The organism is Acinetobacter sp. ASP199 (assembly GCF_022700675.1).
In the GTDB taxonomy this organism is placed as follows: domain Bacteria; phylum Pseudomonadota; class Gammaproteobacteria; order Pseudomonadales; family Moraxellaceae; genus Acinetobacter.
Genome location: NZ_CP062182.1, coordinates 1,830,979 through 1,857,406, shown reverse-complemented (window position 1 = coordinate 1,857,406; position 26,428 = coordinate 1,830,979). Strand labels below are relative to the sequence as shown.

29 protein-coding genes are annotated in these 26,428 nt (G+C 43.5%); 25 read left to right on the top strand and 4 right to left on the bottom strand.

Annotated elements, in window-relative coordinates:
* Positions 1–6: 6 nt before the first annotated feature.
* On the bottom strand, positions 7–351 hold the full coding sequence (locus IHE35_RS08775) for a type II toxin-antitoxin system RelB/DinJ family antitoxin (protein WP_242787045.1): 345 nt from the start codon (positions 349–351) through the stop codon (positions 7–9).
* 114 nt (positions 352–465) lie between these two features.
* Complete coding sequence (locus tag IHE35_RS08770; RefSeq protein ID WP_242787044.1) at positions 466–1,368, bottom strand: pseudouridine synthase; 903 nt, start codon at positions 1,366–1,368, stop codon at positions 466–468.
* Between the two features lie 127 nt (positions 1,369–1,495).
* Here IHE35_RS08770 and tsaE point away from each other — a divergent pair, with 127 nt between their 5' ends.
* From tsaE to hfq, 4 genes are all read left to right on the top strand, one after another.
* Positions 1,496–1,975 (top strand): tRNA (adenosine(37)-N6)-threonylcarbamoyltransferase complex ATPase subunit type 1 TsaE, encoded by a 480-nt coding sequence (gene tsaE / locus IHE35_RS08765; protein ID WP_242789983.1) that lies wholly within the window; start codon positions 1,496–1,498, stop codon positions 1,973–1,975.
* Positions 1,965–3,959 carry a DNA mismatch repair endonuclease MutL gene (gene mutL, locus IHE35_RS08760; RefSeq protein ID WP_242787043.1) on the top strand — a complete coding sequence of 665 codons (1,995 nt, stop codon included), beginning with the start codon at positions 1,965–1,967 and terminating at the stop codon, positions 3,957–3,959. Before tsaE ends, mutL begins: the two co-directional genes overlap by 11 nt.
* 6 nt (positions 3,960–3,965) lie before the next feature.
* Positions 3,966–4,910 carry a tRNA (adenosine(37)-N6)-dimethylallyltransferase MiaA gene (gene miaA, locus IHE35_RS08755; protein ID WP_242787042.1) on the top strand — a complete coding sequence of 315 codons (945 nt, stop codon included), beginning with the start codon at positions 3,966–3,968 and terminating at the stop codon, positions 4,908–4,910.
* A gap of 93 nt (positions 4,911–5,003) precedes the next feature.
* On the top strand, positions 5,004–5,528 hold the full coding sequence (gene hfq / locus IHE35_RS08750) for an RNA chaperone Hfq (RefSeq protein WP_242787041.1): 525 nt from the start codon (positions 5,004–5,006) through the stop codon (positions 5,526–5,528).
* 114 nt (positions 5,529–5,642) lie between these two features.
* Here hfq and IHE35_RS08745 read toward each other — a convergent pair whose 3' ends face one another.
* Together IHE35_RS08745 and lptD are read right to left on the bottom strand one after the other, a co-directional pair.
* Positions 5,643–6,947, bottom strand: coding sequence for a peptidylprolyl isomerase (locus IHE35_RS08745; RefSeq protein ID WP_242787040.1), 1,305 nt, complete (start codon positions 6,945–6,947; stop codon positions 5,643–5,645).
* Positions 6,947–9,406: an LPS assembly protein LptD gene (gene lptD, locus IHE35_RS08740; RefSeq protein ID WP_242787039.1), complete on the bottom strand. Its 2,460-nt coding sequence runs from the start codon at positions 9,404–9,406 to the stop codon at positions 6,947–6,949. Before lptD ends, IHE35_RS08745 begins: the two co-directional genes overlap by 1 nt.
* A gap of 121 nt (positions 9,407–9,527) precedes the next feature.
* On the opposite strand from lptD, the gene IHE35_RS08735 reads away from it, so the two are divergent.
* The 21 genes from IHE35_RS08735 to IHE35_RS08635 all read left to right on the top strand — a co-directional run bounded on the left by IHE35_RS08735 (position 9,528) and on the right by IHE35_RS08635 (position 26,427).
* A complete protein-coding gene (locus IHE35_RS08735; protein WP_242787038.1) occupies positions 9,528–10,541 on the top strand; it encodes a phosphotransferase in 1,014 nt (337 codons plus the stop codon).
* Positions 10,542–11,231, top strand: coding sequence for an N-acetylmuramate alpha-1-phosphate uridylyltransferase MurU (murU, locus tag IHE35_RS08730; RefSeq protein WP_242787037.1), 690 nt, complete (start codon positions 10,542–10,544; stop codon positions 11,229–11,231).
* Between the two features lie 85 nt (positions 11,232–11,316).
* Positions 11,317–11,949, top strand: coding sequence for a 16S rRNA (guanine(527)-N(7))-methyltransferase RsmG (rsmG, locus tag IHE35_RS08725; RefSeq protein ID WP_103799742.1), 633 nt, complete (start codon positions 11,317–11,319; stop codon positions 11,947–11,949).
* A 25-nt stretch (positions 11,950–11,974) separates the two neighbouring features.
* Positions 11,975–12,757 carry a ParA family protein gene (locus IHE35_RS08720; RefSeq protein WP_242787036.1) on the top strand — a complete coding sequence of 261 codons (783 nt, stop codon included), beginning with the start codon at positions 11,975–11,977 and terminating at the stop codon, positions 12,755–12,757.
* Positions 12,754–13,641 carry a ParB/RepB/Spo0J family partition protein gene (locus tag IHE35_RS08715; protein WP_242787035.1) on the top strand — a complete coding sequence of 296 codons (888 nt, stop codon included), beginning with the start codon at positions 12,754–12,756 and terminating at the stop codon, positions 13,639–13,641. Before IHE35_RS08720 ends, IHE35_RS08715 begins: the two co-directional genes overlap by 4 nt.
* Before the next feature lie 29 nt (positions 13,642–13,670).
* A complete protein-coding gene (locus IHE35_RS08710) occupies positions 13,671–14,309 on the top strand; it encodes a MotA/TolQ/ExbB proton channel family protein (protein ID WP_242787034.1) in 639 nt (212 codons plus the stop codon).
* An 8-nt stretch (positions 14,310–14,317) separates the two neighbouring features.
* Complete coding sequence (locus tag IHE35_RS08705) at positions 14,318–14,740, top strand: biopolymer transporter ExbD (RefSeq protein ID WP_004815566.1); 423 nt, start codon at positions 14,318–14,320, stop codon at positions 14,738–14,740.
* Positions 14,740–16,467 (top strand): lipid A export permease/ATP-binding protein MsbA, encoded by a 1,728-nt coding sequence (gene msbA, locus IHE35_RS08700; protein ID WP_242787033.1) that lies wholly within the window; start codon positions 14,740–14,742, stop codon positions 16,465–16,467. The genes IHE35_RS08705 and msbA overlap by 1 nt, the downstream gene beginning before the upstream one ends.
* A gap of 2 nt (positions 16,468–16,469) precedes the next feature.
* A complete protein-coding gene (gene lpxK, locus IHE35_RS08695; protein ID WP_242787032.1) occupies positions 16,470–17,474 on the top strand; it encodes a tetraacyldisaccharide 4'-kinase in 1,005 nt (334 codons plus the stop codon).
* A 12-nt stretch (positions 17,475–17,486) separates the two neighbouring features.
* Positions 17,487–18,248, top strand: a complete 762-nt coding sequence (gene kdsB, locus IHE35_RS08690; protein WP_242787031.1) for a 3-deoxy-manno-octulosonate cytidylyltransferase — start codon at positions 17,487–17,489, stop codon at positions 18,246–18,248.
* A gap of 14 nt (positions 18,249–18,262) precedes the next feature.
* Complete coding sequence (locus IHE35_RS08685) at positions 18,263–19,246, top strand: DNA polymerase III subunit delta' (protein ID WP_242787030.1); 984 nt, start codon at positions 18,263–18,265, stop codon at positions 19,244–19,246.
* Positions 19,247–19,264: 18 nt separating this feature from the next.
* Positions 19,265–19,606 carry a PilZ domain-containing protein gene (locus IHE35_RS08680; protein WP_242787029.1) on the top strand — a complete coding sequence of 114 codons (342 nt, stop codon included), beginning with the start codon at positions 19,265–19,267 and terminating at the stop codon, positions 19,604–19,606.
* A 26-nt stretch (positions 19,607–19,632) separates the two neighbouring features.
* Positions 19,633–20,406: a TatD family hydrolase gene (locus IHE35_RS08675; protein ID WP_242787028.1), complete on the top strand. Its 774-nt coding sequence runs from the start codon at positions 19,633–19,635 to the stop codon at positions 20,404–20,406.
* 40 nt (positions 20,407–20,446) lie between these two features.
* The gene (locus IHE35_RS08670; RefSeq protein WP_242787027.1) at positions 20,447–21,061 is read left to right on the top strand and encodes a TetR/AcrR family transcriptional regulator; all 615 of its coding nucleotides are present in this window, start codon (positions 20,447–20,449) and stop codon (positions 21,059–21,061) included.
* Between the two features lie 9 nt (positions 21,062–21,070).
* Entirely contained in the window at positions 21,071–21,628 is a 558-nt protein-coding gene (locus IHE35_RS08665) for a type II secretion system protein (protein ID WP_242787026.1), read from the top strand.
* Between the two features lie 70 nt (positions 21,629–21,698).
* Positions 21,699–22,211, top strand: a complete 513-nt coding sequence (gene gspI, locus IHE35_RS08660; RefSeq protein WP_242789982.1) for a type II secretion system minor pseudopilin GspI — start codon at positions 21,699–21,701, stop codon at positions 22,209–22,211.
* On the top strand, positions 22,208–22,843 hold the full coding sequence (gspJ, locus tag IHE35_RS08655; protein ID WP_242787025.1) for a type II secretion system minor pseudopilin GspJ: 636 nt from the start codon (positions 22,208–22,210) through the stop codon (positions 22,841–22,843). The genes gspI and gspJ overlap by 4 nt, the downstream gene beginning before the upstream one ends.
* Before the next feature lie 9 nt (positions 22,844–22,852).
* Positions 22,853–23,800: a type II secretion system minor pseudopilin GspK gene (gene gspK, locus IHE35_RS08650; RefSeq protein ID WP_242787024.1), complete on the top strand. Its 948-nt coding sequence runs from the start codon at positions 22,853–22,855 to the stop codon at positions 23,798–23,800.
* Positions 23,801–23,947: 147 nt separating this feature from the next.
* The gene (locus IHE35_RS08645) at positions 23,948–24,544 is read left to right on the top strand and encodes a 6-carboxytetrahydropterin synthase (protein ID WP_242787023.1); all 597 of its coding nucleotides are present in this window, start codon (positions 23,948–23,950) and stop codon (positions 24,542–24,544) included.
* A 45-nt stretch (positions 24,545–24,589) separates the two neighbouring features.
* Positions 24,590–25,306 carry a uracil-DNA glycosylase gene (ung, locus tag IHE35_RS08640; protein ID WP_242787022.1) on the top strand — a complete coding sequence of 239 codons (717 nt, stop codon included), beginning with the start codon at positions 24,590–24,592 and terminating at the stop codon, positions 25,304–25,306.
* Positions 25,303–26,427, top strand: coding sequence for an enoyl-CoA hydratase/isomerase family protein (locus IHE35_RS08635; RefSeq protein ID WP_242787021.1), 1,125 nt, complete (start codon positions 25,303–25,305; stop codon positions 26,425–26,427). Before ung ends, IHE35_RS08635 begins: the two co-directional genes overlap by 4 nt.
* Position 26,428: the final 1 nt, after the last annotated feature.

The following is a 26,428-nucleotide window of genomic DNA, read 5'->3' as shown; positions in this document are numbered from 1 at the left end:
ACAGTGTTAAATTTTGTCACTTTCGCCCAGAATGGCATTCAGTTCTTCAAATAAATCAAAATGATCATCATCAGCATGTAGATCCAATGCTTCCTGTTCTGCCGTATCCGCAATCAAGCCAGCAGTTGCAGGTTTGGATTCACTTTGCTTCAGTTTGCGCAGCTTGATTAATTGTTCCAGGTTGATATTCTGATTTTCAATAGAGAAGGGGATAGATTTGGTCAGCACTACCTGCTTGAAAAACAGGCGGACTGCTTGAGCTGGTGTGATCCCCAATTGCTTAAATACGGCAAAGGCTTGTTTCTTTTCTTGAGAATCCAGGCGTATTTGGTAGACTTCAGTTTTTCTCATAATATATTCAAGACTTTAAAATACTTAACTTTTCGCATTCATTTTAATCCATTACATTTGAAATACAATCCTTATACGAACCAATTCTGAAAATAAATCGTAATGACAGCAGCATTACAGTGTCAGTACTTGCTCGGAAGAAAACTGCATCAATTGCTGGGTAATCGGGTCAATGAACTGGATATGTTTGGCCAACAACTGTAAAGGCGCAAAAAAATCATCATCTGCTTTATGCGCAACGCTAGGATAAAACGGATCATTCAGAATCGGTATACCCAAAAAGTTTAAGTGCACACGTAATTGATGCTGTTTGCCGGTATGGGGTTTTAGTTCGTATTTAGCGTACTGATCTTTCTGTTCTAATAACGTGATTTCGGTTTCACTATTGGGTTCGCCGTCAAGTACCTGCATGGTATAGAATGGCTGACCTTTATCCATGCGTAAACGTACCATCTGCGGAAAGCTCAGTTCTTCACGATAACCCGCAATCGCATGATAGGTCTTCTGTACTTGGCGGGTTGCAAACAGCTGCTGATAAAGTCCACGTGAGTCTATATTTTTAGAGATCAGCACTACACCAGCCGTTTCCCGATCCAGTCGATGGATTGGCGTGAGATATTCGATCCCAGTCTGTTTCTTTAGACGAACCAGCAAGGTTTCCTGCACATATTGTCCGGTCGGGCTCATGGTCAGGAAGTGTGGTTTATCAATTACCATAAAGTGATCATTTTCGAACAGGATTTGATGTTCGAAGGGTACATGCACTTCATGCGCCAGAAAGCGATAATAAAAACAGTGGATATTCGCTTGAAAAGGACTATTTAGATTTAAGCGATTTCCCTGTGCATCATAAACCAGACCCTCCTGAAAACGGGATTGCCATTCGCTGGCCTGAATATGCGGAAACTGTTTACATAGATAGTCATAGACGGTTGCAGCAGTGGATGGCTGCAAGAAAACTTTGCTGGCACTGACGCCGTTGATCATCGGTGGGATAAATTCAGCAGAAGTATTCATGTAGGTAGGCGAATCTCGGTCAGGAAACAAATGCTATGAAAAAATACAGTTTCTCATGCAGTGGAATAGGCTTTTAAACTGCGGCGATGCTATCATATTTGTTCCTTTGAATCATGTCGTGAGTCATATGCCTTATTCATTTACTGTCACCTTAAATCATGAAGAAGATACCCAGCAGCTGGCCAAAGTACTGGCCGTCAACTTTAGTGCGGGAGTGATCTATCTTATCGGTGACCTAGGGGCAGGCAAGACGACATTGACGCGCTATTATTTGCAACAGCTTGGCCATCAGGGTTCAGTCAAAAGTCCTACCTATACACTGGTAGAACCTTATAATATTCAAGGGAAAGATATTTTCCACTTTGACCTGTATCGTTTAAATGATCCGTATGAACTGGAGCTGATGGGCATTCGGGATTATCTTGAAACGCCAAATGCATTATTCTTGTTTGAATGGCCTTCTAAAGGCGGTGAAGAAATTCCTGAAGCAGATCTGGTCATTGAAATTCTTAAATCTGAAGATGAGTTGACGCGTACTGCAACGTTAACTTCATCAAACTCAGCATTACAACAGGCTTTGGAGCAGCAATTCCCATATGTCGAATGATTTAAGCGTACGCCGTATCCGTTCACTTGATCCTGCACTGGCGAACCAGATTGCAGCGGGTGAAGTGATTGAACGACCTGCATCCGTAGTGAAAGAACTGCTCGAAAACTCGATTGATGCCGGTGCGACTGAACTGATTATCCGTGTGGAACAGGGCGGCAGTACACTGATCGAAATTATTGACAATGGTCGAGGGATTCACCCGGAAGATTTGGCGCTAGCGGTGATGCGTCACGCTACCAGTAAAATCCAGACAGCAGAAGAATTACATGCTATCACCAGTCTGGGGTTTCGTGGTGAGGCACTGGCTTCGATCGCAGCTGTATCGCGTTTAACTTTAACCAGTAGTCAAAATGAAGAAGGCATTGGTTATCAGGTTGAAGTGAATGGTACTGCTTTTGATCATCAGGAAATTCAGGCGGTCGCGACCTCACGTGGTACTCATATCCGGGTTCAGGATTTATTCTTTAATGTACCGGCACGTCGTAAATTCCTTAAAAAACCGGGAACTGAATTTGGGCATATTGAAGAGATTGTACGCCGTCTGGCGCTAACCCATTTCGATATCCGTTTTGTGCTGGAACATAATGAAAGTATCAAGCTGAATCTGCCTGTCGCAGACAGTGGAGCATTACGTTTCCAGCGTGTGCAGCAGTTATTGGGGCGCCAGTTTACTGAAAATGCTTACTGGATTGATGCAGATAGTATCAACATGCGCTTATCAGGCTGGTTGGGTCATCCTTCTGACGCACGTGCGCAAGCTGATATGCAATATGTCTATGTAAATGGTCGTATCGTACGAGACAAGACCATTTCCCATGCTTTACGTATGGCTTATGATGGAATTCTGCATGGCCATCAGCATGCAGCTTATCTGCTATTTCTGGAAGTGGATCCGGAAAATATTGATGTCAATGTACATCCCACCAAACATGAAATCCGTTTCCTGAATCAGCGTGAAGTGCACGAGTTTGTACGTCACTATGCCAAAGAAACATTGGCACAGTTCCAGACCGCAACAGCCGATCTGGCTGAAGCGATGAAAACTGAACAGGAACCTGTACAACTGACGCCTCAGCCACGTTATCAGGAACAATTTAGCCTGCATCAGGCTGCACAGCAGTCCCATGCTGAATCTTATGCGGCTCAGCAGCATCTACATCCTCGGAATGCTCATCAACATGTAGAAGCCGAAGCTTCAGATGTGCTGACTGACTTTGAGTCATCGCGTCCGCAGACTGTGTATTATGCGCAGGATTACGCCAAGCCTTATGGCGGTTCACAGCAGCTTAATAATGCCTTAAAAAGCTATTTGGCACCACTTAGAACAAGCTCCGAAACTGAGCATCTAAGTCCTGAACAGTCTTTCCAGACCCATGTACAGGCCAAAGTAGATGAGCATCCTTTAGGGATAGCGATTGCACAGCTGCATGGGATTTATATCCTTGCGCAAAACACCGAAGGTCTGATTATCGTAGATATGCATGCAGCACATGAACGTATCGTGTTACAGCAAATGAAATCTGCCTGGGATAAACCGGAATTCTGGACGTCGCAACAGCTTTTAATTCCTAAAGTAGTTTCTATCAGTCGTATGCAGGCCATGCGTATAGAGGAGCTGAAAGAACAGCTAGCACGATTTGGTCTGGAGATTGACCAATATGGAGATGAGCAGGTCATTGTGCGTGGGGTGCCGGCGATCTTGCATAAGGCAGATTTTGATGCCTTAATTCCTGAATTGCTAGACGACCTGGATCCAACCGATCAGGCGCAAGGCTTATTGCAAAAGCGTGATCAGATCTTGGCAGGTATGGCCTGTCATGGTGCGGTACGTGCACACCGTATTTTAAGTTTGTCTGAAATGAATGCCTTATTGCGTCAGATGGAACAAACTGAATTTGCCAGCCAGTGCAATCATGGACGCCCAACATGGCGTGCCTTTCCACTGGCACAACTAGATAAACTTTTTGCTCGAGGAGAGTAGTGGTACATGTCAAATCAATTGCCGGTCATCAACTTAATGGGACCAACTGCAAGTGGTAAAACCGCTTTGGCATGTGAACTTTATGAGCAAGGAAATTTTGAGCTGATTTCCGTCGATTCAGCGCTGGTTTACCGGGAAATGGATATTGGTACAGCCAAACCCACCAAAGCGGAATTAGAGCAGTATCCGCATCATCTGATTGATATTATTAGTCCTTTAGAGGTGTATTCAGCTGCCAATTTTGTCGAAGATGCCTGCCGCCTGATTGACGATATGCATGCACGTGGCAAAACCCCGATTTTGGTCGGTGGAACAATGCTGTATTTCAAAGCATTGTTAGAAGGATTATCTGACAATTTGCCAAGTGCGGATTATGCGGTACGTGGCGAAATTGAAGCAAAAGCCGAGCGGGAAGGGTGGGAAGCTGTCTATGCAGAATTATGTCGTGTAGATCCAGTCGCAGGGAAAAAATTCAAAGTAAGCGACAAGCAGCGCATTATTCGGGCTTTAGAGGTTTATAAGCTGACGGGTGAAGCTATAACAAAACTACAAGCAGAACAACCAAAAAATCAACCATATCGTTACAGTTTTCATAATTACGCGCTGATGCCAGACCGAGTAGAATTACATAAGCGTATTGAAAAACGATTAGAAATTATGTGGGAAATCGGTTTTTTAAATGAAGTGGAAAACTTGATGAGAAAATACGATTTCGATGAAAATCTTCCCTCTATGCGTTCCGTTGGTTATCGTCAGGCGATCGAATTTATAAAAAATAGTGATCGAAGTATTGAAAAACAGCGGGAAATGGAAGACAAGGCATTGTTTGCAACACGACAACTTGCTAAACGTCAATACACATGGTTAAGATCTTTGCAAGATAAGCATAAATTTACTACATATTTTACCGCACAGCAGGCTCAAGAAGACTTGCGAAACTGTTACGGATAAAGCAAAATTTACAGACTATCTTTTTTATAATTTTTAATTGAAAAATAGAGATAGTTTTTTTGCGCTGATTTTAAAATTTTTTGGAGTTATAACATGTCTAAAGGTCAAACTTTACAAGATCCGTTCTTGAATTCCCTACGTAAAGAACGTATTCCTGTTTCTATCTTCCTAGTTAACGGTATCAAACTACAAGGTCATATCGAATCATTTGACCAATACGTTGTATTATTAAAAAATACTGTAAGCCAAATGGTTTACAAACATGCGATTTCTACAGTAGTTCCTGCACGTAATCCACGTCCAGCAGGTGCTCCAGCTGGTCCTCAAGGCGCTGGTTTTGGCGGTCAAGGCGGTGGCTTTGGTGGCGGTCAACCTGGTGGCTTCGGCGGTCAAGGTGGCTTTGGTGGCGGTCAACCTGGTGGCTTCGGCGGTCAAGGTGGCTTCGGTGGCGGTCAAGGCGCTGGCTTTGGTGGTCAAGGTGGCTTCGGCGGCGGTCAACCTGGTGGCTTCGGTGGTCAAGGTGGCTTTGGTGGTCAAGGCGGTTTCGGTGGTCAAGGCGCTGGCTTTACTGACGATGCAAAATTCGAAGATTCTCAAGATGACGAAAACAACCGTTAATCTGATTTAAGAATCTAAAAAAACCTCTCAGCAATGAGAGGTTTTTTTTATAGTAATAATTTTATAAAGATAATAAAAAACCGGCCAAAAGCCGGTTTTTTAAAGCGCTGAATATTAATTTTTTTTACGGTGCAGTTGAGGATCTTTAATCTCAACAAAAGCATTATTACGTGTTTCACGTAGCCAGCTATCCAGTTCGGTATTAAACTGACGTTCGCCTAAAAGTTGGCGTGCCATACGTTCTTGGTATTCTGAAGTCATATCCTGTTGGCGCGTATCTGTTACCTGTAGAATATGCCAGCCAAATTGGGTCTGGAATGGCTCGCTGATTTGACCTACAGGCGTTTTTTTCATACGTTCTTCAAATTCTGGAACCATTACACCTGGATTCACCCAGCCAAGACTGCCACTGTCACGTGCTGAACCTGGATCATTGGAGAAGGTGGCCGCCAGTACGGCAAAGTCTTCACCATTTTTTAGGCGGGTATAAAGACTGTCAATCATCTGTTTGGCATTTTCAGGGCTAACGACTTCCGAAGGCTGAATCAGAATATGACGTGTCTGATATTGTTGTACGAGTGCACGCTTTTCACCTGCTTTACGATCAATCAGTTTGAGGATGTGAGCACCATCGCGGGCTTCAATCAGTTCAGAAGTTTGACCTGGTTGTAGAGTGGTGATGCGTGATGCGAGTTCATCCGGAATATCGGAAATATTGCGGAAGCCCATGTCGGCAGCTTCAACTTTGACACCATCTTTGGAGTATTTCTTCTCAATTGCTTTTAGGTCAGTAGAGTTTTCTAGTTCTTTCTTTACATCTGCTGCAACTTGAGCTGTATTGGAACCAGAAACGCGGACATGCTGTACATGAACCTGACTGCCGAGTAATGCCTGACCTTGCGGGGTTTTCAGGAAGTTTTCCACATCCTGATCACTGATCTTGATGCGCGAGGTCACAATCTGCTGACGTAGGCGGTTAATCGCAAGATCTTCTGCGATACGATTACGTAGAGAAGCATAAGTATTTGGTGCAATTGAATCCAGTTTTTGCTGGAATGCTTCCAGACTTGAAGAGCCAGAATCACGTGCAACTTTCAATACCGCATCATTTAGCGCTTTTTCGTCAGGGCGAATATTATAGCGCTTTACCTGTTCAAGTTGAGCCTGACGTGAAATCAGCTGTTCTAGGGCCTGATGTTGCAGGATTTGTTGAGGTGGAGCAGGCTTGTTTTGCTTTTCTAGTTGATGAGAAATCTCTGCAACGCTTTGCTCTAGGTCACTGCGAAGAATCACGCTATTGTCGACAACAGCTACAACTTCATCCTTGGTCTGTGCAACAGCAAAAGTAGGTATTGCTGCAGAAAGGCATAGCGCAAGTGTGGTTGCTTTAAAAAAATGTTTTAACTGTTTTGTCTTCATTAACGTTCTGTCCAAGTCTGATTGATATTATTAAAGCCCAGAATACGGTTTTCCAGTAGTGATGCCAATTTATTGTTGAATCCACCCAGACCTCTCAGGCTGAGCTCCGCCATAATCATGCGTTTTGGTTTAACACCAGCTTCATTGATGTCATCCAGATCATTGTAATATGAGCGGCCATAGACGGAAATACCCCAACAGCATGACTCATAGTTCACGCCAAGTAAATATTCACGTGCAACGTTGTTTTCCAGATCATATTGAGCATGACCAATCAAACGCCAGTTATTGAAAACAGGCTGAATGAATGAACCAACGGCCTGATCATAGCTTTTTTGACGGTCAGTAATTTCTTTGCGATAGAAATAACCTACATTGTAGAGGTTGCCTTGTTCACCAGTATAATAGGCTTGCACATCACGCTGTGCATTCTGACCATTCGACATCCATGCCGAGTTAAAGTTGACATGGTAATTATTAGAAAGCTGGCTAGAGAGTTGAAGCACAGGACCAGTACGCGTTTCACGGTCATATTCATCAACATCTCGTTCTAAAGTCACACGACGGTCTTCAAAAAAGAAACTTTGGCCTATACTGGCACGCAGACGTTCCAAACCAACATCATTGAACAGGCTATAGCTTAAGCCTACTGATGCAAAGTTATTGTCTTCTAAGCGGTCATGACCATAGAAACGACGTGGACTGAAGAGCTGATCATAATTGATCGAGGCATTCACTGAGTCAAAATTTGGTTGATTCTGCTGGTTTTCATATGGTGAATAAGCATAGAACAGACGAGGTGTTAAGGTCTGTAGATAAGAGCCTTCTTTTTCGAAAATTAAGCCAGTGTCCAGAGTGAATTCTGGCACCACAATAGATTTATTTTCACTTGAAGAGTTGGTCTGATTCTGGTTTAAAAGATCAATCGTGTCCTTGTCATAGAAGGTATTAATGTTGCGCAAAGACAATTGAGGAAGCAGGAATAAACCAGGTGTCCGATGGTTATATCGAACAGCCAGATCATTATAGATACGTGTACCACTCGGTTCGTAACTGCCTGTAGCTGGATTTATGTTATTAACATCTTTTTTGAAATAGGCGGTATCGTGATTGGCTTCGAATTGCCAGCCGAGCGGGTTGCCAGTTTTATAGTTGACCAGGAATTGTGGTAAACGCGCATAAGGGCGGTCTTCGTCCAGTACAGTCGGATCTAGGGTCTGGAAGTCTTCTGCTTTTAACTGTGCTTTTAAGCCAGGAATGCCATTTTTATAGTTAATTTCCCAAGCACGACGTAAATTCAGATCAGTTTTAGAATTTGGGTTATTATTTAGATCTGAGAAGAAGTCTTTATCTGAAGCATAGTTATATTCAAGATTGGTTGAGAACTGATTGTTAATCTGCCAGTCATGACGAAAATGCAGGTCTTTACGGTCTTGATCATCATAGCTACGATCTGAAGGTAAAATGCCCCCCCAAATTTGACCATAGCCAAAGTTCTCGGTCAGATAACGGAACTGCCCATCCAGCATTGCACCACGGTCAGCGATATAACGTGGGGTAATAGTGGCATCGTAATTTGGTGCAAGATTGAGGTAGACGGGAACGCCAAGCTCTAAACCGCCATCATTGGTAAAACCAAAACTTGGCGTCAGAATCCCGGTGGTACGACGATCATCAATCGGGAAGTTAAAATAGGGTACTGCAAGAACAGGCACATCTTTAACATATATTTTGGTATTACGGGTTTCACCACGGCCGGTTTCCTGATTCAGCTTGATCCGATCTGCCTGAATTTTCCAGGTTGGCTTCTGTTCAGGCGGGCAAGTGGTATAGGTTGCATTTTCTAGTTCAACTGTTTCAGTTGAAGTTCTGGCAATCTTTTCTGCACGCCCGTGCGCATGTTGTTCTTCAGCAATGTAGAAGCTGTTATTTAAGTCGCCTTGTTGGGTCTTTAAATTGTAATTAATATCATCGCTTTGTGATAGCAGACCGGCTTGGGCTAGTTGTACGCGACCTTGAGCTTTGGCGTAGGTCTGGGTCTGGTCAATGGTCACTTTGTCCGCACGAATCTGGCGACCTTGCTGGTCAATGATGACATTGCCTTCTAAATAAGAGTCGCCATCCGGATTGTAGTGACCATAGTCGGCAGTGACGGTAGAAGTCGCCTGATCTGGAGTAACTGCTTCAACTTCAGGGGAAACCGGTGTAATCCAGGTGCCTTTACAGTAGGCAGAGCTTAAATACTGTCCCTGACGTTGTTGAGCTTCAGGCGTAGATTTATCGACATAATATTGAGAGAAAAATGCTTCACCAGGATAGGTTTCCTGTAGGCTTTGTTTGAGCTGCTGATTATTGATGTTAGATGAGTCATTTTCTGCAGCATAGCTTGAAATTGAGCTACCACATAACAAAGTTAAGATCGCAGTCGCTAAAGGATTATATTTAAACTGATGCTTCATTTGTCTCATTAACCAATCATGCTTTTATCGCAATTAATTATTGTCGCATCATAGAGAAAAAGTTGATAAGTAGCTACACTTAGCACTTTAAAAACTCAGCCTGTACTAGAATTTATTGCAAATGAATACTCAACGCGAACAATTGATACAATCTTGGATTGCTTCTGTACTCGGTTCAGATCAATTTGAAACTCATTTTTTAGCAGGCGATGCCAGTTTTCGTCGTTATGCACGAATCAAACTGAATAATAAAACATTTATGCTGATGGATGCACCACCAGAAAAAGAAGATTGTGTGCCTTTTGTGACTATAGATGAATTTTTTGATGCAAATGGTGTTCGCGTACCGCATATCGCGGCAAAAGATCTGGAACATGGCCTATTGCTGCTCGAAGATTTCGGTAATGTGATGCTGTCTGATCTGCTGAATGATGACACTGTCGATGCTTATTATGAACAGAGTTTTAAACAGTTAGTTCATTTGCAGTCTATTCAAGGCGAAGGTCATTTTCCTGATTATTCTTATGAAAAACTGATCTCGGAAATGGAGTTGCTGACCGACTGGATGTTGCCGGCTTTAAAAGTCATTCCGACCGAAGCTGAAAGTGCGCTGATTAAACGCAGCTTTGCTATTCTGGCCAATGCAGCATTAGCTCAACCTCAAGTGATTGTGCACCGTGATTTTCATAGCCGTAACCTGATGCAGATTGCGGGTGAAACGGATCTGGGTGTGATCGATTTTCAGGATGCCGTGATTGGTGCTGATACTTATGATCTGATCTCAATTACCCGTGATGCCTATGTGCAATGGAATGCTGATCGCGTCTATCGCTGGTTTGAAACTTTCTACAATTTATTGCCGGCTTCTGCCAAAGAAGGCCGTGATTTTGAACAGTTCAAAAAAGATGCCGACATGATGGCAATTCAACGTCATATCAAGATTTTAGGTATTTTTGTGCGCCTGTTTGAACGTGATGGTAAATCAGGATATCTGAAGGATTTACCACGTGTGATGTGGTATCTGCTGGAAGAAAGTAAACCTTATGCAGAATTGCAGCCATTTATGCAATTTATCAATGCGCGTGTATTGCCAGCCTTTGAAGAAAAATATGGTGTATATGAGGTGGCTGCATAAATGAAAGCGATGATTCTGGCTGCGGGCCTGGGTAATCGCATGCGCCCATTAACGCTGCATACCCCCAAGCCACTCTTAGAAGTAGGCGACAAGCCTTTGATCGTCTGGCATATCGAAAAGCTGGCGGCGATCGGTGTGACTGAAATTGTCATCAATACTGCCTGGCTAGGTGAAAAACTGGCTCAGGCCTTGGGTGACGGTTCACAGTTCGGTATCAAGATTTTATGGTCACATGAAGGTGAAGGGCTGGAAACAGCCGGTGGCATTATTAATGCCTTACCTTTGCTTGGAGCAGAGCCTTTTATTCTGTTAAATGGTGATGTTTGGACCACCATGGACTTTGCGCCATTATTAACAGTAGCGCTGGGTGAAAACCTGGCACACCTGGTATTGGTGCAAAACCCGCCTCAGCATCCACAAGGTGACTTTACTTTGGCTGAAGGTAAAGCTTATACCTTTGAACAGAATGTTCAGGGTGAAAATCTGACCTTTAGTGGTGTATCTGTGCTTGATCCAAAAATGTTTGCAGGCCTGGAAGCCGGTAAGCGTCCACTGGCGCCATTACTCAAAGAGGCAATGCTGGCAAATCAGGTTGCTGCATCAAAGCTGATGGGTGACTGGGTTGATGTCGGGACGCCAGAGCGTTTGACTGCACTGGATGCTGAAATTCGTAAAGGGAAATATGCTTAAGTGAATATTCACTAAGCACTCCCTACTGTGCCAATATAGAGAAAGCGGTATACTTTCTTCTAATTTTTTCGAGCGTTGATTGTTTATGCATACGTTTTTTCAGGAATTAAAGCAGGGTAGCCAGGCTTTAGGTTTAGCATTGAGTGATGAAACTTTAAATTTATTGCTCAAGTACCAGGATGCTTTGGTGCTGTGGAATAAGGCATACAATCTGACGGCTATTCGTGATCCGAAGGAAATGCTGGTTAAGCATCTGCTTGACAGTCTGAGCATTTTAAAGGATCTGCCATCAGGCCGCTTGCTTGATATTGGTACAGGTGGCGGAATGCCGGGCATGATCATTGCATTATGTCAGCCTGAGCGTAACTGTGTGTTATTGGATTCAAATGGCAAGAAAATCCGTTTTCTGAAGCAGTTTATTGCTGACCTGAAACTGCAAAATGTGATTGCAGTGCAAACACGTGTTGAAAATGAAGACAGCATTAATGAACTTGGTCAGTTTGATGTCATTACCAGTCGTGCCTTTGCCTCATTGACCGATTTTGTGAATGCATCTAAACCGTATATGCATGAGCAAAGTATTATTGCTTCCATGAAAGGTCTGATTCCACAAGATGAAGTTAGTGCTTTAAAAGATGAATTCAGTTGTGAGATTATTGAACTAAAAGTTCCGCGCTTAGACGAACAACGTCATTTACTTTTATTAAAACGAATTTAAGATTTTCAAAGGAATTGGGGTCAACATGGCACAAATTATTGCGATTGCAAACCAGAAGGGTGGCGTTGGAAAAACCACAACCGCAGTAAATTTGGCGGCATCTCTCGCAGTATTAAAAAAACGTGTGCTGCTTGTGGATATGGATTCACAAGGTAATGCTACGATGGGTTCGGGCATTCAGAAGAATGACCTACTTTATTCAGTCACAGATGTGTTGTTGGGTGAAGTACCCATTGAAACGGCAATTACCAAAGCAGAAGTTGGTTATAAAGTATTAGGTGCCAACCGTGATCTGGCTGGGGTAGAGTTGGCAATTGCCGAACAGGAAGGCCGTGAGTTTATTTTGCGTGAAGCTTTGCAGGAAATTGAATCTGCATACGATTATATTATCGTTGACTGTGCGCCAAGTCTGAGCTTAATTACCGTAAATGCATTGGCAGCTGTGGATGGTGTGATTATTCCAATGCAATGTGAATACTATGCCTTAGAAGGATTGGCAGACTTAACGCAGACCATTGACCGTATTCAGCAAGCACTCAATCCTGATCTGCAAATCGTGGGTGTATTACGTACCATGTATGATGCACGTAATGCCTTGACACGCGATGTCTCTGAAGAATTACAACAATATTTTGGTAAGAAACTTTACGATACCGTGATTCCACGTAATATCCGTCTGGCTGAAGCACCAGCACATGGTTTGCCAGTGATTTATTTTGAAAAAAGTTCAAAGGGTGCAGTTGCTTACCTCAATCTGGCGGCTGAAATGTTAAAGAAAAGCAAAGTGAAAAAAGGAAGTAAAGCATGACCGTGAAGAAACGTGGACTCGCCAAAGGTCGTGGTTTGGATGCATTACTGGGGTCAATTCAAAAAGAAAAATTACAGCTTGAAGCGCAAGGTCTGGATCATGGTCAGCTGAAGCAGATTGATGTCAATCTGCTCAAGCGTGGTGAGTATCAGCCACGTCGCTATATCAATGAACAGGATCTGCAGGAGCTGGCTGCTTCAATTGAGAAGCATGGCATCATGCAGCCGATCGTCATCCGTCCGGTAGATGATGAACGCCATCCTTATGAAATTATTGCGGGTGAGCGTCGCTGGCGTGCAGCACAATTGGCAGGCCTCACAGAAGTTCCTGCGATAGTCCGTGATCTGAATGATCAGGTGGCAATTGCGTTGGCTTTGATTGAAAACATTCAGCGTCAGGACTTGAATCCAATTGATCAGGCGATGGCGCTGCAACGTTTCCATGAAGAGTTTGGTCTGAGCCATCAGGAAATTGCTGATACGGTAGGTAAGGCACGTACGACAGTCAGCAATTTACTGCGTTTATTGACCTTGGCTGAAGAAGTCAAAGATTTTATGCAGCAAGGTCTGCTGGATATGGGGCATGCCCGTGCGATTCTGACTTTAAAAGCCAAAGATCAGCTAAAAGTGGCTGAAATGGTAATTGAAAAGAGCCTGTCTGTACGTCAGACTGAGCAACTAGTACGTGATTTCAATACCCCGAAACAGGATAAGGCGAAGCCAGTCGTAGCGCCGGATATTCAACAACTGACACAACGTCTTTCAGAACGTTTTAGTGCAGAAGTAAAAATTGATTATAACAAGCAGGGCAAAGGAAAGCTGGTCATTAGCTATCATTCACTGGAAGAGCTAGACGGTATCCTTTCGATCCTGGATGACGAATAAAATTTGATTCTTGATTGGGGACAAATCAGATGTGGGAATTGGTAAAAGCAGGTGGGTGGCTGATGCTACCCTTGGTATTGTGTTCGATTTTCATGGTGGCTATCTCATTAGAGCGATTTATTTGCCTGAAAAAGAGCCTGATATTGCCTAAAACACTTCTGATGGGTCCCGGTCAAAATGCCCGTCAGGTGATGCAAAAACTAAATGCGAATAAATCCCTGCAAGGGAGTACATTGGGCCGTGTTTTTGCAGCAGGTGCGGCAAGTCAGCAACAGACTGAGCAATATGCACGTGCTCAGATGGAAGTTGTTGCTTCGCAGGAAATCGGTTATCTGGAAAGAAATATCAACTTTTTGGGAACCTTAAGTGCAGTTGCACCTTTGTTGGGTTTGCTCGGTACAGTAATCGGGATTATTGAATCTTTTCTCATGGTCGATGTAGGTGCCACTAGCGATCCAGTGCTAATGATGCCGGGGATTTCCAAGGCATTGATTACCACAGCTGCCGGGATGCTGATAGCGATCCCTGCCTTGTTTGCGCATCGTTATTTCCAGCGTCTGGTACAGGAATATGTGGCCGAGCTGGAGCAGCAGGCGACTTTATTTCATGCTGACCTGTTTTATTCGCATACTTCGGAAGCTGATGAAAGCCTTCAGAAGGCGAGCTGAGGTGTGTCATGAAATTCAAACGTAATCAGGTTGAAGATGTTCATATCAACCTTACACCAATGATTGACTGTCTGTTATTTATCTTGGTATTTCTATTGCTTTCTACGACTTTTAGTCAACTCAGTCGTATGAACCTGACCTTGCCGGATGCACAAGGGGTTCCACCGAAGAACTTTGATCAAAAGGTTGAAGTCACTGTGGATGCGAATGGGCACTATGCAGTGAATGGACAGTCATTGGCGAGTAAGGAAGTGGCTGATTTAAATACGGCAATTAAACAGATTTCTAACGAACGACGTGATTTAATGTTCGTGATTGCTGCTGATGCAAAAGCAGCCCATCAGGATGTCATTCGCGTTATGGATGTTGCAGGGCAACTTGGCTTTGTGAATATCAACATCAGTACGAAAGTACCTACCCGAGGTTATTAGTGAAGCAAGATTTAAAAGTCTATCTACGTCTTCTCAGTTATTTAAAACAATTTTGGGGATTGGCCTTACTGGTTATCCTTGGTTTTGCCATCAATGCTGCAACAGAAGTTTCTGTTGCCAAGTTGCTGGAATATATTATTGAGGCGATTCAGACTCGAGATCAAGGTTTTACAACGATCTTCCCGTTTCTGGTGGTCTTACTGATCTTTTTCCGTGGGGTAGGTTTATTTCTTGGTGGTTATTTTACCGCAGTGATTTCCCGAAATCTGGTTTTTAATATTCGTCAGGAAGTTTTTGCCAAGCTGATGCGTCTGCCTTCGCAATATTTTCTGGATAATACCAGTGGGCATATTACCGCGAAAATTATGTATAACGTTGAGCAGTTGACTGCTGCCTCAAGTGATTCACTTAAAGTGATTGTGCAGCAAGGTTTGATCACAATCGCGCTGATTGGTTATCTGCTTTATACCAACTGGCGTTTAACCTTAATTATTCTGATTTTCGCACCGATCATTGGTCTGCTTATTCGTAAAGCTGCACAGCGTATGCGTAAGCTGTCCAAGCAAGTGCAGAACACGATGGGTGATGTGAACCATGTTGTGCAGGAATCTGTAAATGCCAATATGGTGGTGAAAGCTTTTGGTGGTCAGACTTATGAGCAGGAACGTTTTAGAAAGCACTCTCTAGAAAATTTGCGTCGTGGCTTAAAAATGGTTGTAGTAAAAGAACTTAATAGCCCGATCGTACAGTTCATCATGTCTATTGCACTGAGTATTGTCATGTTCCTGGCTTTGCGTCCAGAAATCTTGCGTGACACTACTGCAGGTGAATTTGTCGCTTATATTACTGTTGCAGGTATGTTGTCTAAACCAATTAAAGCACTGACTGAAGTCAATGAAAAAATTCAGCGTGGTATGGCAGCAGCCTATTCAGTATTTGAATTGCTGGATATGCCGGAAGAAAAAAATGCCGGTACTTTAAAAGATACTTTAAAAGGCAATATCCAGCTGCAAAATGTGAGTTTAACCTATTCAGATGGTTACCAGGCTTTAACAGATCTGAATCTTAATGTAAAAGCTGGGCAAACAGTGGCATTGGTAGGTCGCTCGGGTGCAGGTAAAACTTCACTGGTGAACCTGCTCATGCGTTATCAGGAAGCAAGCTCTGGTCAAATCCTGTTTGATGGTAAAGATATTAAAGATTTTGAATTGAATGCTTTGCGTACCCAGATCTCGATGGTGAATCAGCAAGTAGTGCTATTTAACCGCACCGTGCGTGAAAATATCGCCTATGGTCAGCTAGAAGGGGCTGCTGAAGAAGATATTATTGCCGCAGCTAAAGCCGCTTATGCACATGACTTTATTATGGCCTTACCTCAAGGCTATGACACTGAGCTTGGGGCGCAAGGTCTGAATCTGTCTGGTGGTCAACGTCAGCGTATTGCGATTGCCCGTGCTATTCTGAAAAATGCACCGGTTTTAATTCTGGATGAAGCGACCAGTGCGCTGGATAATGAATCTGAATACTTTATTCAGCGTGCTTTTGATGCGGCAATGCAGGATCGTACTACTATTGTGATTGCTCACCGTTTATCTACGATTGAAAATGCTGACAGTATTGTCGTGATGGATCAAGGCCGTATTCTGGAGCAGGGAACACACCAGGAATTGATCAACCGCAAGGGTGCTTATTATCAGTTGCACCAACGCAACTTTGAGGAACAATAAGTATGTCATTGGCACAGGTCATTCAGGATGCCTGGAATACACAGGCCAAATGGCTCATTGTTTTTCGGCCATTGTCCTGGCTGTACCAGATCGGATTTAGCTTAAATAAAGCCTTATATGATAAAGGCTTTAAAGAGAGTTATACCGCACCTGTTCCTGTGATGGTGATTGGTAATATTACTGTTGGTGGGAGTGGTAAAACGCCTCTATTGATCCATCTGGTTGAATATCTGGCTAAGAAGAATGTCCGGGTTGGCGTCATTAGTCGTGGATATGGAGGTAAAGGCCCATTTCCGTGCTATGTCGATGCGCAGGCGACTGCAGAAAGTGTCGGCGATGAACCTGCACTGATTGTGCAGTCCACAGGTGTGCCGATGGCTGTGGGTCCGAATCGTCAGCAGAGTATAGAGCTGCTATTATCCAAACATGATCTGGATTTGATTATTTGCGATGATGGTTTACAGCACTGGGCTTTGAATCGTCAGATTGAATGGATTGTGCTGGATAATAATCGTGGTCTAGGCAATCAGAAACTTCTACCAGAAGGCTATTTACGTGAGTCAGTTGAACGTCTAAAAACTGGTACTGTAATTGAGCATTCTGCTCATCCACAATCAGATTTACATATGCATTTGGCTGCATCACAGCCGTTTTTACTGAATCAGGTAGAGCCGCGGGCTTTTGATCCGAACTTACCTTTTTATGCCGTCGTGGGTATTGGTTTTCCACAGCGTTTCTATCAGACCTTGGAAAGCTTAGGGATTCAGCAATTCCAGTGCCACGAATTCCCGGATCATCATGATTATGAAATTGAAGATCTGCAGTTTGAAGATCAGCATCCGATCATTACCACTGAAAAAGATGCAGTAAAGATCATGGCTTTACTCAAACAGAATCCGGAATTTAAACGTGATATCTGGGTAGTGCCTGTTGAGGCAGTGTTATCACCGGCCTGTTATAAGGTTTTGCAGCAACAACTTGCTGAACACGGTATTTCTATTTCTTAAGGTTTATTCATTATGAAACACATTGTCATTCCTGCACGCTTTGCCAGCTCACGTCTGCCGGGTAAACCTTTATTAGAGATCCATGGTCGCCCAATGATTCTGCGGGTGGTGGATCAGGCGCGCAAAGTAGAAGGCTTTGATGATCTATGTGTAGCGACGGATGATGAACGTATTGCAGCAGTATGTCGTGCCGAAGGTGTAGATGTTGTCATTACTTCAGCAGATCATCCATCAGGTACAGATCGCTTGAGTGAAGTAGCGCGAATCAAAGGCTGGGACAGTGATGATATTATCGTCAATGTTCAAGGTGATGAGCCGTTATTACCAGCGCAACTGGTTCAGCAAGTGGCTCAGTTGCTGGTTGATCAGCCAGAATCGTCTATGTCGACGCTATGTGAGCCTATTCATCAGCTTGAAGAATTTCAGCGTGACAGTATCGTGAAAGTGGTGATGTCAAAGCACAAACAGGCACTGTATTTTAGCCGTGCCACGATTCCTTATGATCGTGATGGTGCAAAACAAGCCAAGCAGAGACTGCATAATCACGCTTATCGCCATCTGGGTCTGTATGCTTATCGTGTACAGTTGCTTCAGGAATACGTGACCTGGGAGATGGGAGTTCTGGAAAAGCTGGAATCATTAGAACAGTTACGTGTGCTGGAAAATGGTCACCGTATTGCCATATCGGTTGCTGAAGTGAGTTTGCCACCTGGGGTAGATACCCAGCAGGATCTGGATCGTCTGAATCAGCTTGATCCATCTGTATTCGCCTAATTTGAGAATTTAGCATGCCACTTGATGCCACCGCACACATCTATCCTTGGCAACAACAAGTCTGGGATACGCTTACTGGGCGTTTTCCCCAGCTTGGGCATGGACTACTATTTTATGGCAAAAAAGGCTGTGGTAAGGAAGCTTTTACTCAGCAGTTTCTGGCATGGGTGCTGTGTCAAAATCGTCATGTGCGCAATTTGCCATGTGGTGAATGTGGCAGTTGTCAGTGGCTAAAAGCAGATACTCATCCGAACTATGTTTACATCAGTACCGATGAAGAAAACAAAAAACAGAATGTTAAAATCAAAATTGAAAAGATTCGGGATTTATTGCCATTTGTGCAGCAAACAGTTGATGGCTGGCGTGTTATCGTTATAGAACCTGCTGAAGCACTGAATATTGCTTCTTCCAATGCTTTGCTGAAAACCCTGGAAGAGCCGGGTGAAAACATTGTTATTATTCTGCTGGCCGATCATTATTTAAAATTACCTGCGACAATTCGCAGCCGTTTACAACATTTTGCTTTGGATCGTATTACATCGGATCAGGCAACAAATTATCTAAGCGAATATTTACCGGAAGCAGGATTTTCCCAGCAGCAATTATTAATGAATCTGGCAAACCAGATGCCGTTGCAGGCGATTGAAGTGGCCCAAAGTGCCTGGATGCCGATGCGTCAGGATTTTCTGCAAGACTGGAAAAAACTGGTCATAGAAAAAAATATGCCGATTGCAATTGCAACGCGATGGAACAAGAGCTTGAGTTTTAATGATTTTGGGCAGATGTTTGAATACTTGTTGTCGGATTTGATTTGTGTCAAGCTAAATCAGGCCATTAAAAACATCGATTTGGAATTTGAAGTGCTGGCTGCACAATATTCATTAGAACAGCTTTTTGATATTTATGGGGAATTTCAGCAGTCTAAACAATATCTGGAACAGAATGTACAAAGCAATCTGGTTCTGGACCAGCTCTGTATTCGACTGATGAATCTTTAACAAAAAAAGGAGAAGAATATGCAATCACGTATGGGGGGGATTATTCAGGCGAATATTCCTGATATTGAAACTCTATTTGCCAGCTATATGCCATTTGTTGCAGGTGGCGGTCTTTTTATTCCTTCCAATCAGACAGTAAAGCTAGGGGATGAAGTTTTCGTCCTGACTACTTTACCTGAACAATCACAGAAAATTCCTTTAACTGGTAAGGTGATCTGGGTATCACAAAAACAAAATGGTATTAAGCCTCAGGGTTTTGGCATCCAGTTAAGCGGTGATAAAGGCGTTTTCTTTAAAAATGAGGCCGAACGACTGGTTGCAGGGCTTAAAACTGCAGGGCGTAGAAGCTACACTATGTAGATTCTCCCTGCTGAAAGGACTGCACCGTGTTTGTAGATACGCATTGCCATTTAACTTTACTCGACTTAACGCCTTACAACGGTGATCTGGATCTGGCGCTTGCACAGGCGCGTGAGGCAGGTGTTTCCAAGTTTATGAGTATTTCGGTAGATCTTGATGATCATATCGAACTGGCCAAAATTGCGGCACGACATGCTGATGTAGGCTATACCGTGGGTGTGCATCCCTGTGAAGATGTTGCAACCATGGCACGCGCAACTACGGATTATCTGGTTGAGCTGGCGCAGCCAGAAAAAGTTTGGGCTTTAGGCGAAACAGGTCTGGATTATTTCCATAGTACTGATTTCATTCAAGAGCAGAAAGACTGTTTTGCACGTCATATTCATGCTTCCCAAATCGTGAAAAAACCGGTAGTGGTGCATACTCGTTCAGCCAAGCATGACACAGTCGATATCATTCGCGCTGAAAAATCTACGCATGGCATTCTGCACTGTTTTACTGAGGACTGGGAAACAGCGAAAGCAGTTCTTGACTGTGGTTATTATGTGTCTTTCTCAGGCATTGTTTCTTTCAAAAATGCGCAGGATTTACGTGATGTGGCGAAACAGGTTCCACTAGATCGTGTGCTGATTGAAACGGATAGTCCTTATCTGGCACCTGTGCCTTATCGCGGTAAATCAAATGAACCGAAATATGTTCCATTTGTAGCCAAAGCCTTATGTGATGTATATGATAAGAGCTTGGAAGAAATGGCTGCAATCACAATGCAGAATTTTGAAAATCTTCTAAATTTTAAGTAATACGAATTAAATAAGAGCAGAAGAGAGTTATAGGGTGAAGATGGATCGTCAGGCTCAGTTTCGAGCAAGAGAAACCTTGATTTTTCAAGTAGCAGAACAGCTGCTGCTGGAAAATGGTGAAGCAGGTATGACGCTAGATGCGTTGGCTGCAGAACTGGATTTGGCTAAAGGCACACTCTATAAACATTTCCAGAGCAAGGATGAGCTGTATATGCTGCTCATCATCCGTAATGAACGTATGCTGCTGGAAATGATCCAGGATGCGGAAAAGGCTTTTCCAGAGCATCTGGCTTTCTTTATGTTGCACCATCTGCATCATCCGGAACGTACAGTATTGTTTCATCAGATTGAGGAACGTTTATCGACGACTGGGGTGGGTATTCAGCAATTATTTACCGAGCTTTACCAGATCCGGAAACAGCGTTTACGTCTGATTATTCGTATGACAGAAAGCTATCTGGAATCAATTCAGAGCAGTATGCCGGTACGTGATTATCTGGCTTCGATCTGGTCGCTGACTCATGGTGCAGCCGCAATCCTGAACTCCAGTTTCTATCAGCGTTATCTCGGCTCTCGTGATACTTTGCGAGTGGCCTATATCGACCAGGCTCTGGCTTTGCCAAAGAAGATTAATCCGGTTGAGCAATTTGCTTAAAGGCATTCCATGAAAATCCAGTCTCTGCCATCAAGTCGTGGTTTTACACTCATCGAATTGATGGTGGTGATTGTCATTATGGGAATTCTGGCATCCCTGGTGATGCTGAATAAAGGTGGAGTGGATCAGCGTAAAGCCATGCAGGCACGTGAAGTGTTTATGCTAGATTTACAACGTATTTTACGTGAAGCGAATGATCAGGCTCGGGTGCTTGCCTTGCAGACCCAGACGGCAACGGATGTCAGTCCATTTCAGTACACTGTGGTGGAATATCAAAAAAATCCGGCCCATACCGATTTTAGGTTAAGTAGCACATCACAGAAATGGATTCCCTATACAGAATTTAAGACCCAAGCTTTACCAGATAAAGTATCTTTGCAGATTCAGCCTTTGGATCAGCGTTATGAAAATGCACAAAACCGGGATCTGACCATGCAGGATGCGCCCAAATTGATTTGGCTTGGCAATGGGGAAGTGAAGTCGGTACGGATTCAATTTTATCTTGATCATAATGAAGTCGGTTCTGTGATTGAAATCGACCACCTGGGTAAAATCAATGAAATTTAAATATTTCAAGCAGAGTGCTGGAGTTGATGCAATCAAGCCGTTTAAGGTGAGTGCTGATCGATTTCATTGTGTGCACTCCGAACAGAGTTCGTCATTTTGCACTCGGACGAAACGTTGTTTTGTTTATCCTCGCTCCTCAAGCATAGCTTTCGGACTTTCTTGCGCGACGATGCCGCTCAGGTCGAGTGTTACTCGACTTAATCGTGCCTCAGGTTTTACCTTGCTGGAAGTTATGGTCGCGCTTGCAATCTTTGCGACCGCAGCCATGGCATTGACCAAAGTGGCAATGCAATACACCCAGTCTACTGCACATGCTATCTTGCGTACCAAAGCCCAGTTCGTTGCTTTAAATGAAGCTGCACAGATGGAAATCAATCAGGAATGGTTGACTGGAACTTCATCCCGACAGATCACCCAGCAGGGTGAGACCTGGCAAATTGATAAAAAATCTGAGCCAACCATTAGTCCAAATGTACAGCGTATCGATGTACAGGTTGGTATTGTCAATGCCGATACCGGACAACTGGAATCTGGCGTCAGCAGTCTGGTGTTCTTTAATCATCGGGTGAATCAGACACAATGAAAAAAAATGGATTTACCCTGGTCGAGCTTCTGGTTGCGATTGCAATCTTCGCTGTATTGTCTGCATTGGGATGGCAGGTCTTTGATCATATCCGGGTCACACGTGATCAGAATACCGTACATGAGCAGAAGTTGAATCAGTTACAGCAGGGCTATCAGCAGATTCTGCGTGATATGGTACAAACGGTGCCCTTAACAGCAAATGTAAATGGTGATATCCAGCCAGCTTTAGTACTGCAAGATGGCCGTTTTAACTTTAGTCAAACTGGGGTTACAGATCCCCTGGAGCAGGGTATTGCACCTGATGAGCGGGTAGAATATCAATACCGGGCGGATGAACAAAAAGTCTATCGGCTTAAATTTAGAAACCTGAACCAGACTGGACGCGATCAGCCTGAATCAAGCATATTGCTGAGTGATGTGGAACAGTTTCAGGTTACTGCACTAAATCCAAACGAAATTATGCAATGGCCCGAAAGCGGGCTAGATTTAAATCGTACTGAAAACAAGCAGCTTTTACCGAAAGGCATCAAGATCAATCTGACTGTACAGGGTGTGCAGTATGAATGGCTGTTCAGTCTGCTGAACACAGATTATCTGTCAAATAATACCAATAATATAGGCAGCTCTTAGGATCAAGGTATGAAGCAGCAACAGGGCATTGCATTAATTACGATACTGGTGATGGTGGCATTAGCAACTATTCTAGCAGCGACTATTGCCAAACGTCAGGCAGCGACTGCAGAAACTACAGCCTATCTGATGCGTCAAAATCAATCCTTGATGTATGCCAAAAGTGCTGAAGCCTTCTTTGCCGAATTATTAGTAGATGATGCTGAAAATGCGGCAGATGTGGATCACCTGAATGAAACCTGGGCACAACAGATGCCACCTTTTCCTGTAGATGATGGCTATGTTGCTGGCAGGCTGGAGGATGAGTCAGGCAAGTTTAATCTGAATAGTCTGGTGGCTGAAGATGGAACTGTAAATGAACCGGCGAAAAAATGGTTTGAACTGATTTTGAAACGGGTTGGATTACCGGAACAATTAAGTGAAGCAGTGATTGACTGGCAGGATCAAGATGAACTGCCAATTGGTCCTATGGGAGCGGAATCCAATTATTATCAAGGTCTGCCAAATGCTGCATTGCCACCCAATGCCAATTTTCATAGTGTAGAACAACTCAAGCTGGTACGAGGTTTTGAAGAGAACCGCTATAAACTGTTGCTGCCATACGTAACGGCAGCCCCGCTAAAGGATACGCAGGTGAATATCAATACGGCACCAGCGGTTTTGCTGGCAAGTCTGGATGACAAGCTGGATGTGAATGCTGTGCAACAAGCTTTGGATCTTAAATTTGGTAAACAGGAACACTTTGCTAATATATCTGAACTTTGGCAAGTTGCTCCTTTTGATCAGGTGGCTGCTGAAAATCGTAACCAGTTTGCCACGCTATTGGGCGTAAAGTCCCAGTTCTTTAAAGCACGGATTGAAGTAATGCTGAGTGAACGTAAGCGTCAGTTTAGCAGTGATCTGATACGGGAGGATAAGCAGGTCTATGTCTCGTATCGCAGTATGGCGCCATTTTAAATCATCTTCATACTTGAGTCAGAGTGCGTAGAAGCTGTATACGATCCGTTTTGTCTATTAACGTGAACTGCAAAATTAATCCTCATCTCTATAGTTTTGCTTTATAATTGTAGTGAATTCACCTATTTTTTGACGACATTACGGCACATGTTAATTCGTAAGCTATTTAAGTTTGAAAATGCTCATATCGTGCGGAATTGCACATCGGATCGCTGTAAGCGTTCGATTCATGGTCATAGTTATAAAGTAGAATTATTACTGAAAGCCTCTAAGCTTGATCATGGCCAGATGGTATATGACTTTGGCTTGTTAAAAGGTGTCATCAAAGACTTTTTTGATTCATTCGATCATGCCATCTGTTTTTGGCAGGATGATAATCCCGAATATATTCAGGCTTGCAAGAATTTTAGTGCACGTTGGGTGTCATTGCCGGTATCGCCGTCTGCTGAACAGTTCTCCCGTATTTTCTTTTTCTTAGCGCAGCAAGTACTGGCTTCAACCATTACTCAGAATGGTGAAGGAGATGTTGAGGTGTATTCCGTGATTGTGCATGAAACTGATACCGGTTACGCGCAAAGCTTTTTGGAAGATATCGAAAATGAGCAAATGGGGCTACTTAAGCTGGATCAGATTGAATTTTCTGAACAGGTACAAGCTGAATGGACCGATCCTGATATGTTCAGCAAGTTGAAACAGGGGATTCCATTCCACAACCCAACCGTAGACTTACAGGTAAAAGTTTAAGCTGTTTCAGTTTTAAACTGCATGACATCAATTTAGGATGAAAAAATGTCTTTATTAACTGAACAGCAAATTGCAAAACTGAATAAAGTTCAGCTGGATGAAAGCTGGAAATATAGCCTGAGTGATTTTTTACTCGGTGCAAAAATGGATGCACTTAAAAATTTTCTGATTGAAGAAAAAAAAGCAGACAAAGTTATTTATCCACCGAATCATCTGATTTTTAATGCGCTAAATACGACACCGCTGAATCAGGTGAAAGTGGTGATTTTAGGACAAGATCCTTATCATGGTCCGAATCAAGCACATGGCTTGAGTTTCTCGGTGCAAAAAGGGGTTGCATTGCCTCCATCTTTGCGTAATATTTTTCATGAGTTGCACTCGGATCTGGGTGTGCCTATTCCTAAACATGGCAATTTGACCCATTGGGCAGAGCAAGGTGTATTGCTCCTGAATGCAGTATTAACCGTAGAAGCGGGCCAGCCGACTTCGCATCAAAAACGTGGCTGGGAAGAATTTACTGATCACGTAATTGATGTCATTAATGAACAACGTGAAAATGTAGTCTTTATTCTTTGGGGTGCTTACGCGCAGCGTAAAGGACAACGCATTGACCAGAATAAACACCTTGTACTTAAAGCCGCACACCCGTCGCCGTTGTCGGCAAACCGTGGCGGATTCTTTGGTTGTAAAGTATTTTCCAAAGCAAACAATTATCTTAAACAACATGGCATTGAGCCTATAGATTGGCAGCTGGACGCATGACATATTCTCCTGTATCAAAACAATATCACTCGGATCTGATTGTCGAAGAAGCCCAAAATGGATGGCGCATCGTTCGATTAAATCGTCCGAAATCATTACATGCACTGGATGAAACCATTGCATCGGCCTTGCTTGAGGCCTTTGAAGATTTCCATCATGATGATAACGTAAAGGCAATCTGGTTCGATTCGACCACCCCTAAAGCATTTTGTGCGGGTGGAGATGTACGTAAACTGCGTCAACTGGTTATCAATGACGAAGTTGCAACTGCGAACAAATTCTTTGAACAGGAATATGCATTAGATCTGTTGTTACATAACTATGCTAAACCAGTACTGGTATGGGGCGAAGGTTATGTCATGGGTGGTGGTCTAGGTTTATTCATGGCGGCTCCGTTTCGCCTGGTAACGCCATATTCTCGTCTGGCAATGCCTGAAATCAATATTGGACTGTATCCAGATGTAGGTGCAACACGCTTCCTGGCTGATCGTGGTGCCATTGGTTTATTTACCGGGTTGACCGGTTCAATTATGACGGCTGCTGGCGCGTATGGTATTGGCTGGGCAACGCATATCTGCGATATGCAGCGTGATGCTGTGCTGCACAAAATGGTCAATGTTTACTGGGATCATTATCCGGCGGGAGATTTCCGTGCTATTGATGATACTCTCAACAGTATGCATCGTCCTGTGGGGCCTGGACCGTTACAAAATTCGCTTGATGTGATTCATAGTGTCTGCCGTGGTGTCAACTTTGAACATGACTATGAAGCCATTGTTGGTTTAAAGGATGCGCGCAGCGACTGGTTGCGTCAAGCCAGTGAAAATCTGCAAAAAGGTTCACCGACAACAGCTGCATTAACCTGGTTGTTATGGCAATGGGGTAAACAGGTTCATTCCTGGAATGAGGTATTCCAATTAGAAACACAAATTTCTGATTGGAAAATCCGTCATCCGGACTTTGTCGAAGGTGTGCGTGCGCGTCTGGTTGATAAGGATCTATCTCCGGAATGGCAGCAGGGTACTGACCTGAGTCTGAAAGGTATCTTTGGTGATAATCCGCCCGTCACTCAAATTGACAGCTGGAATGCGCTGTTAAGACAGTATGGTGTGATCAGCTGAT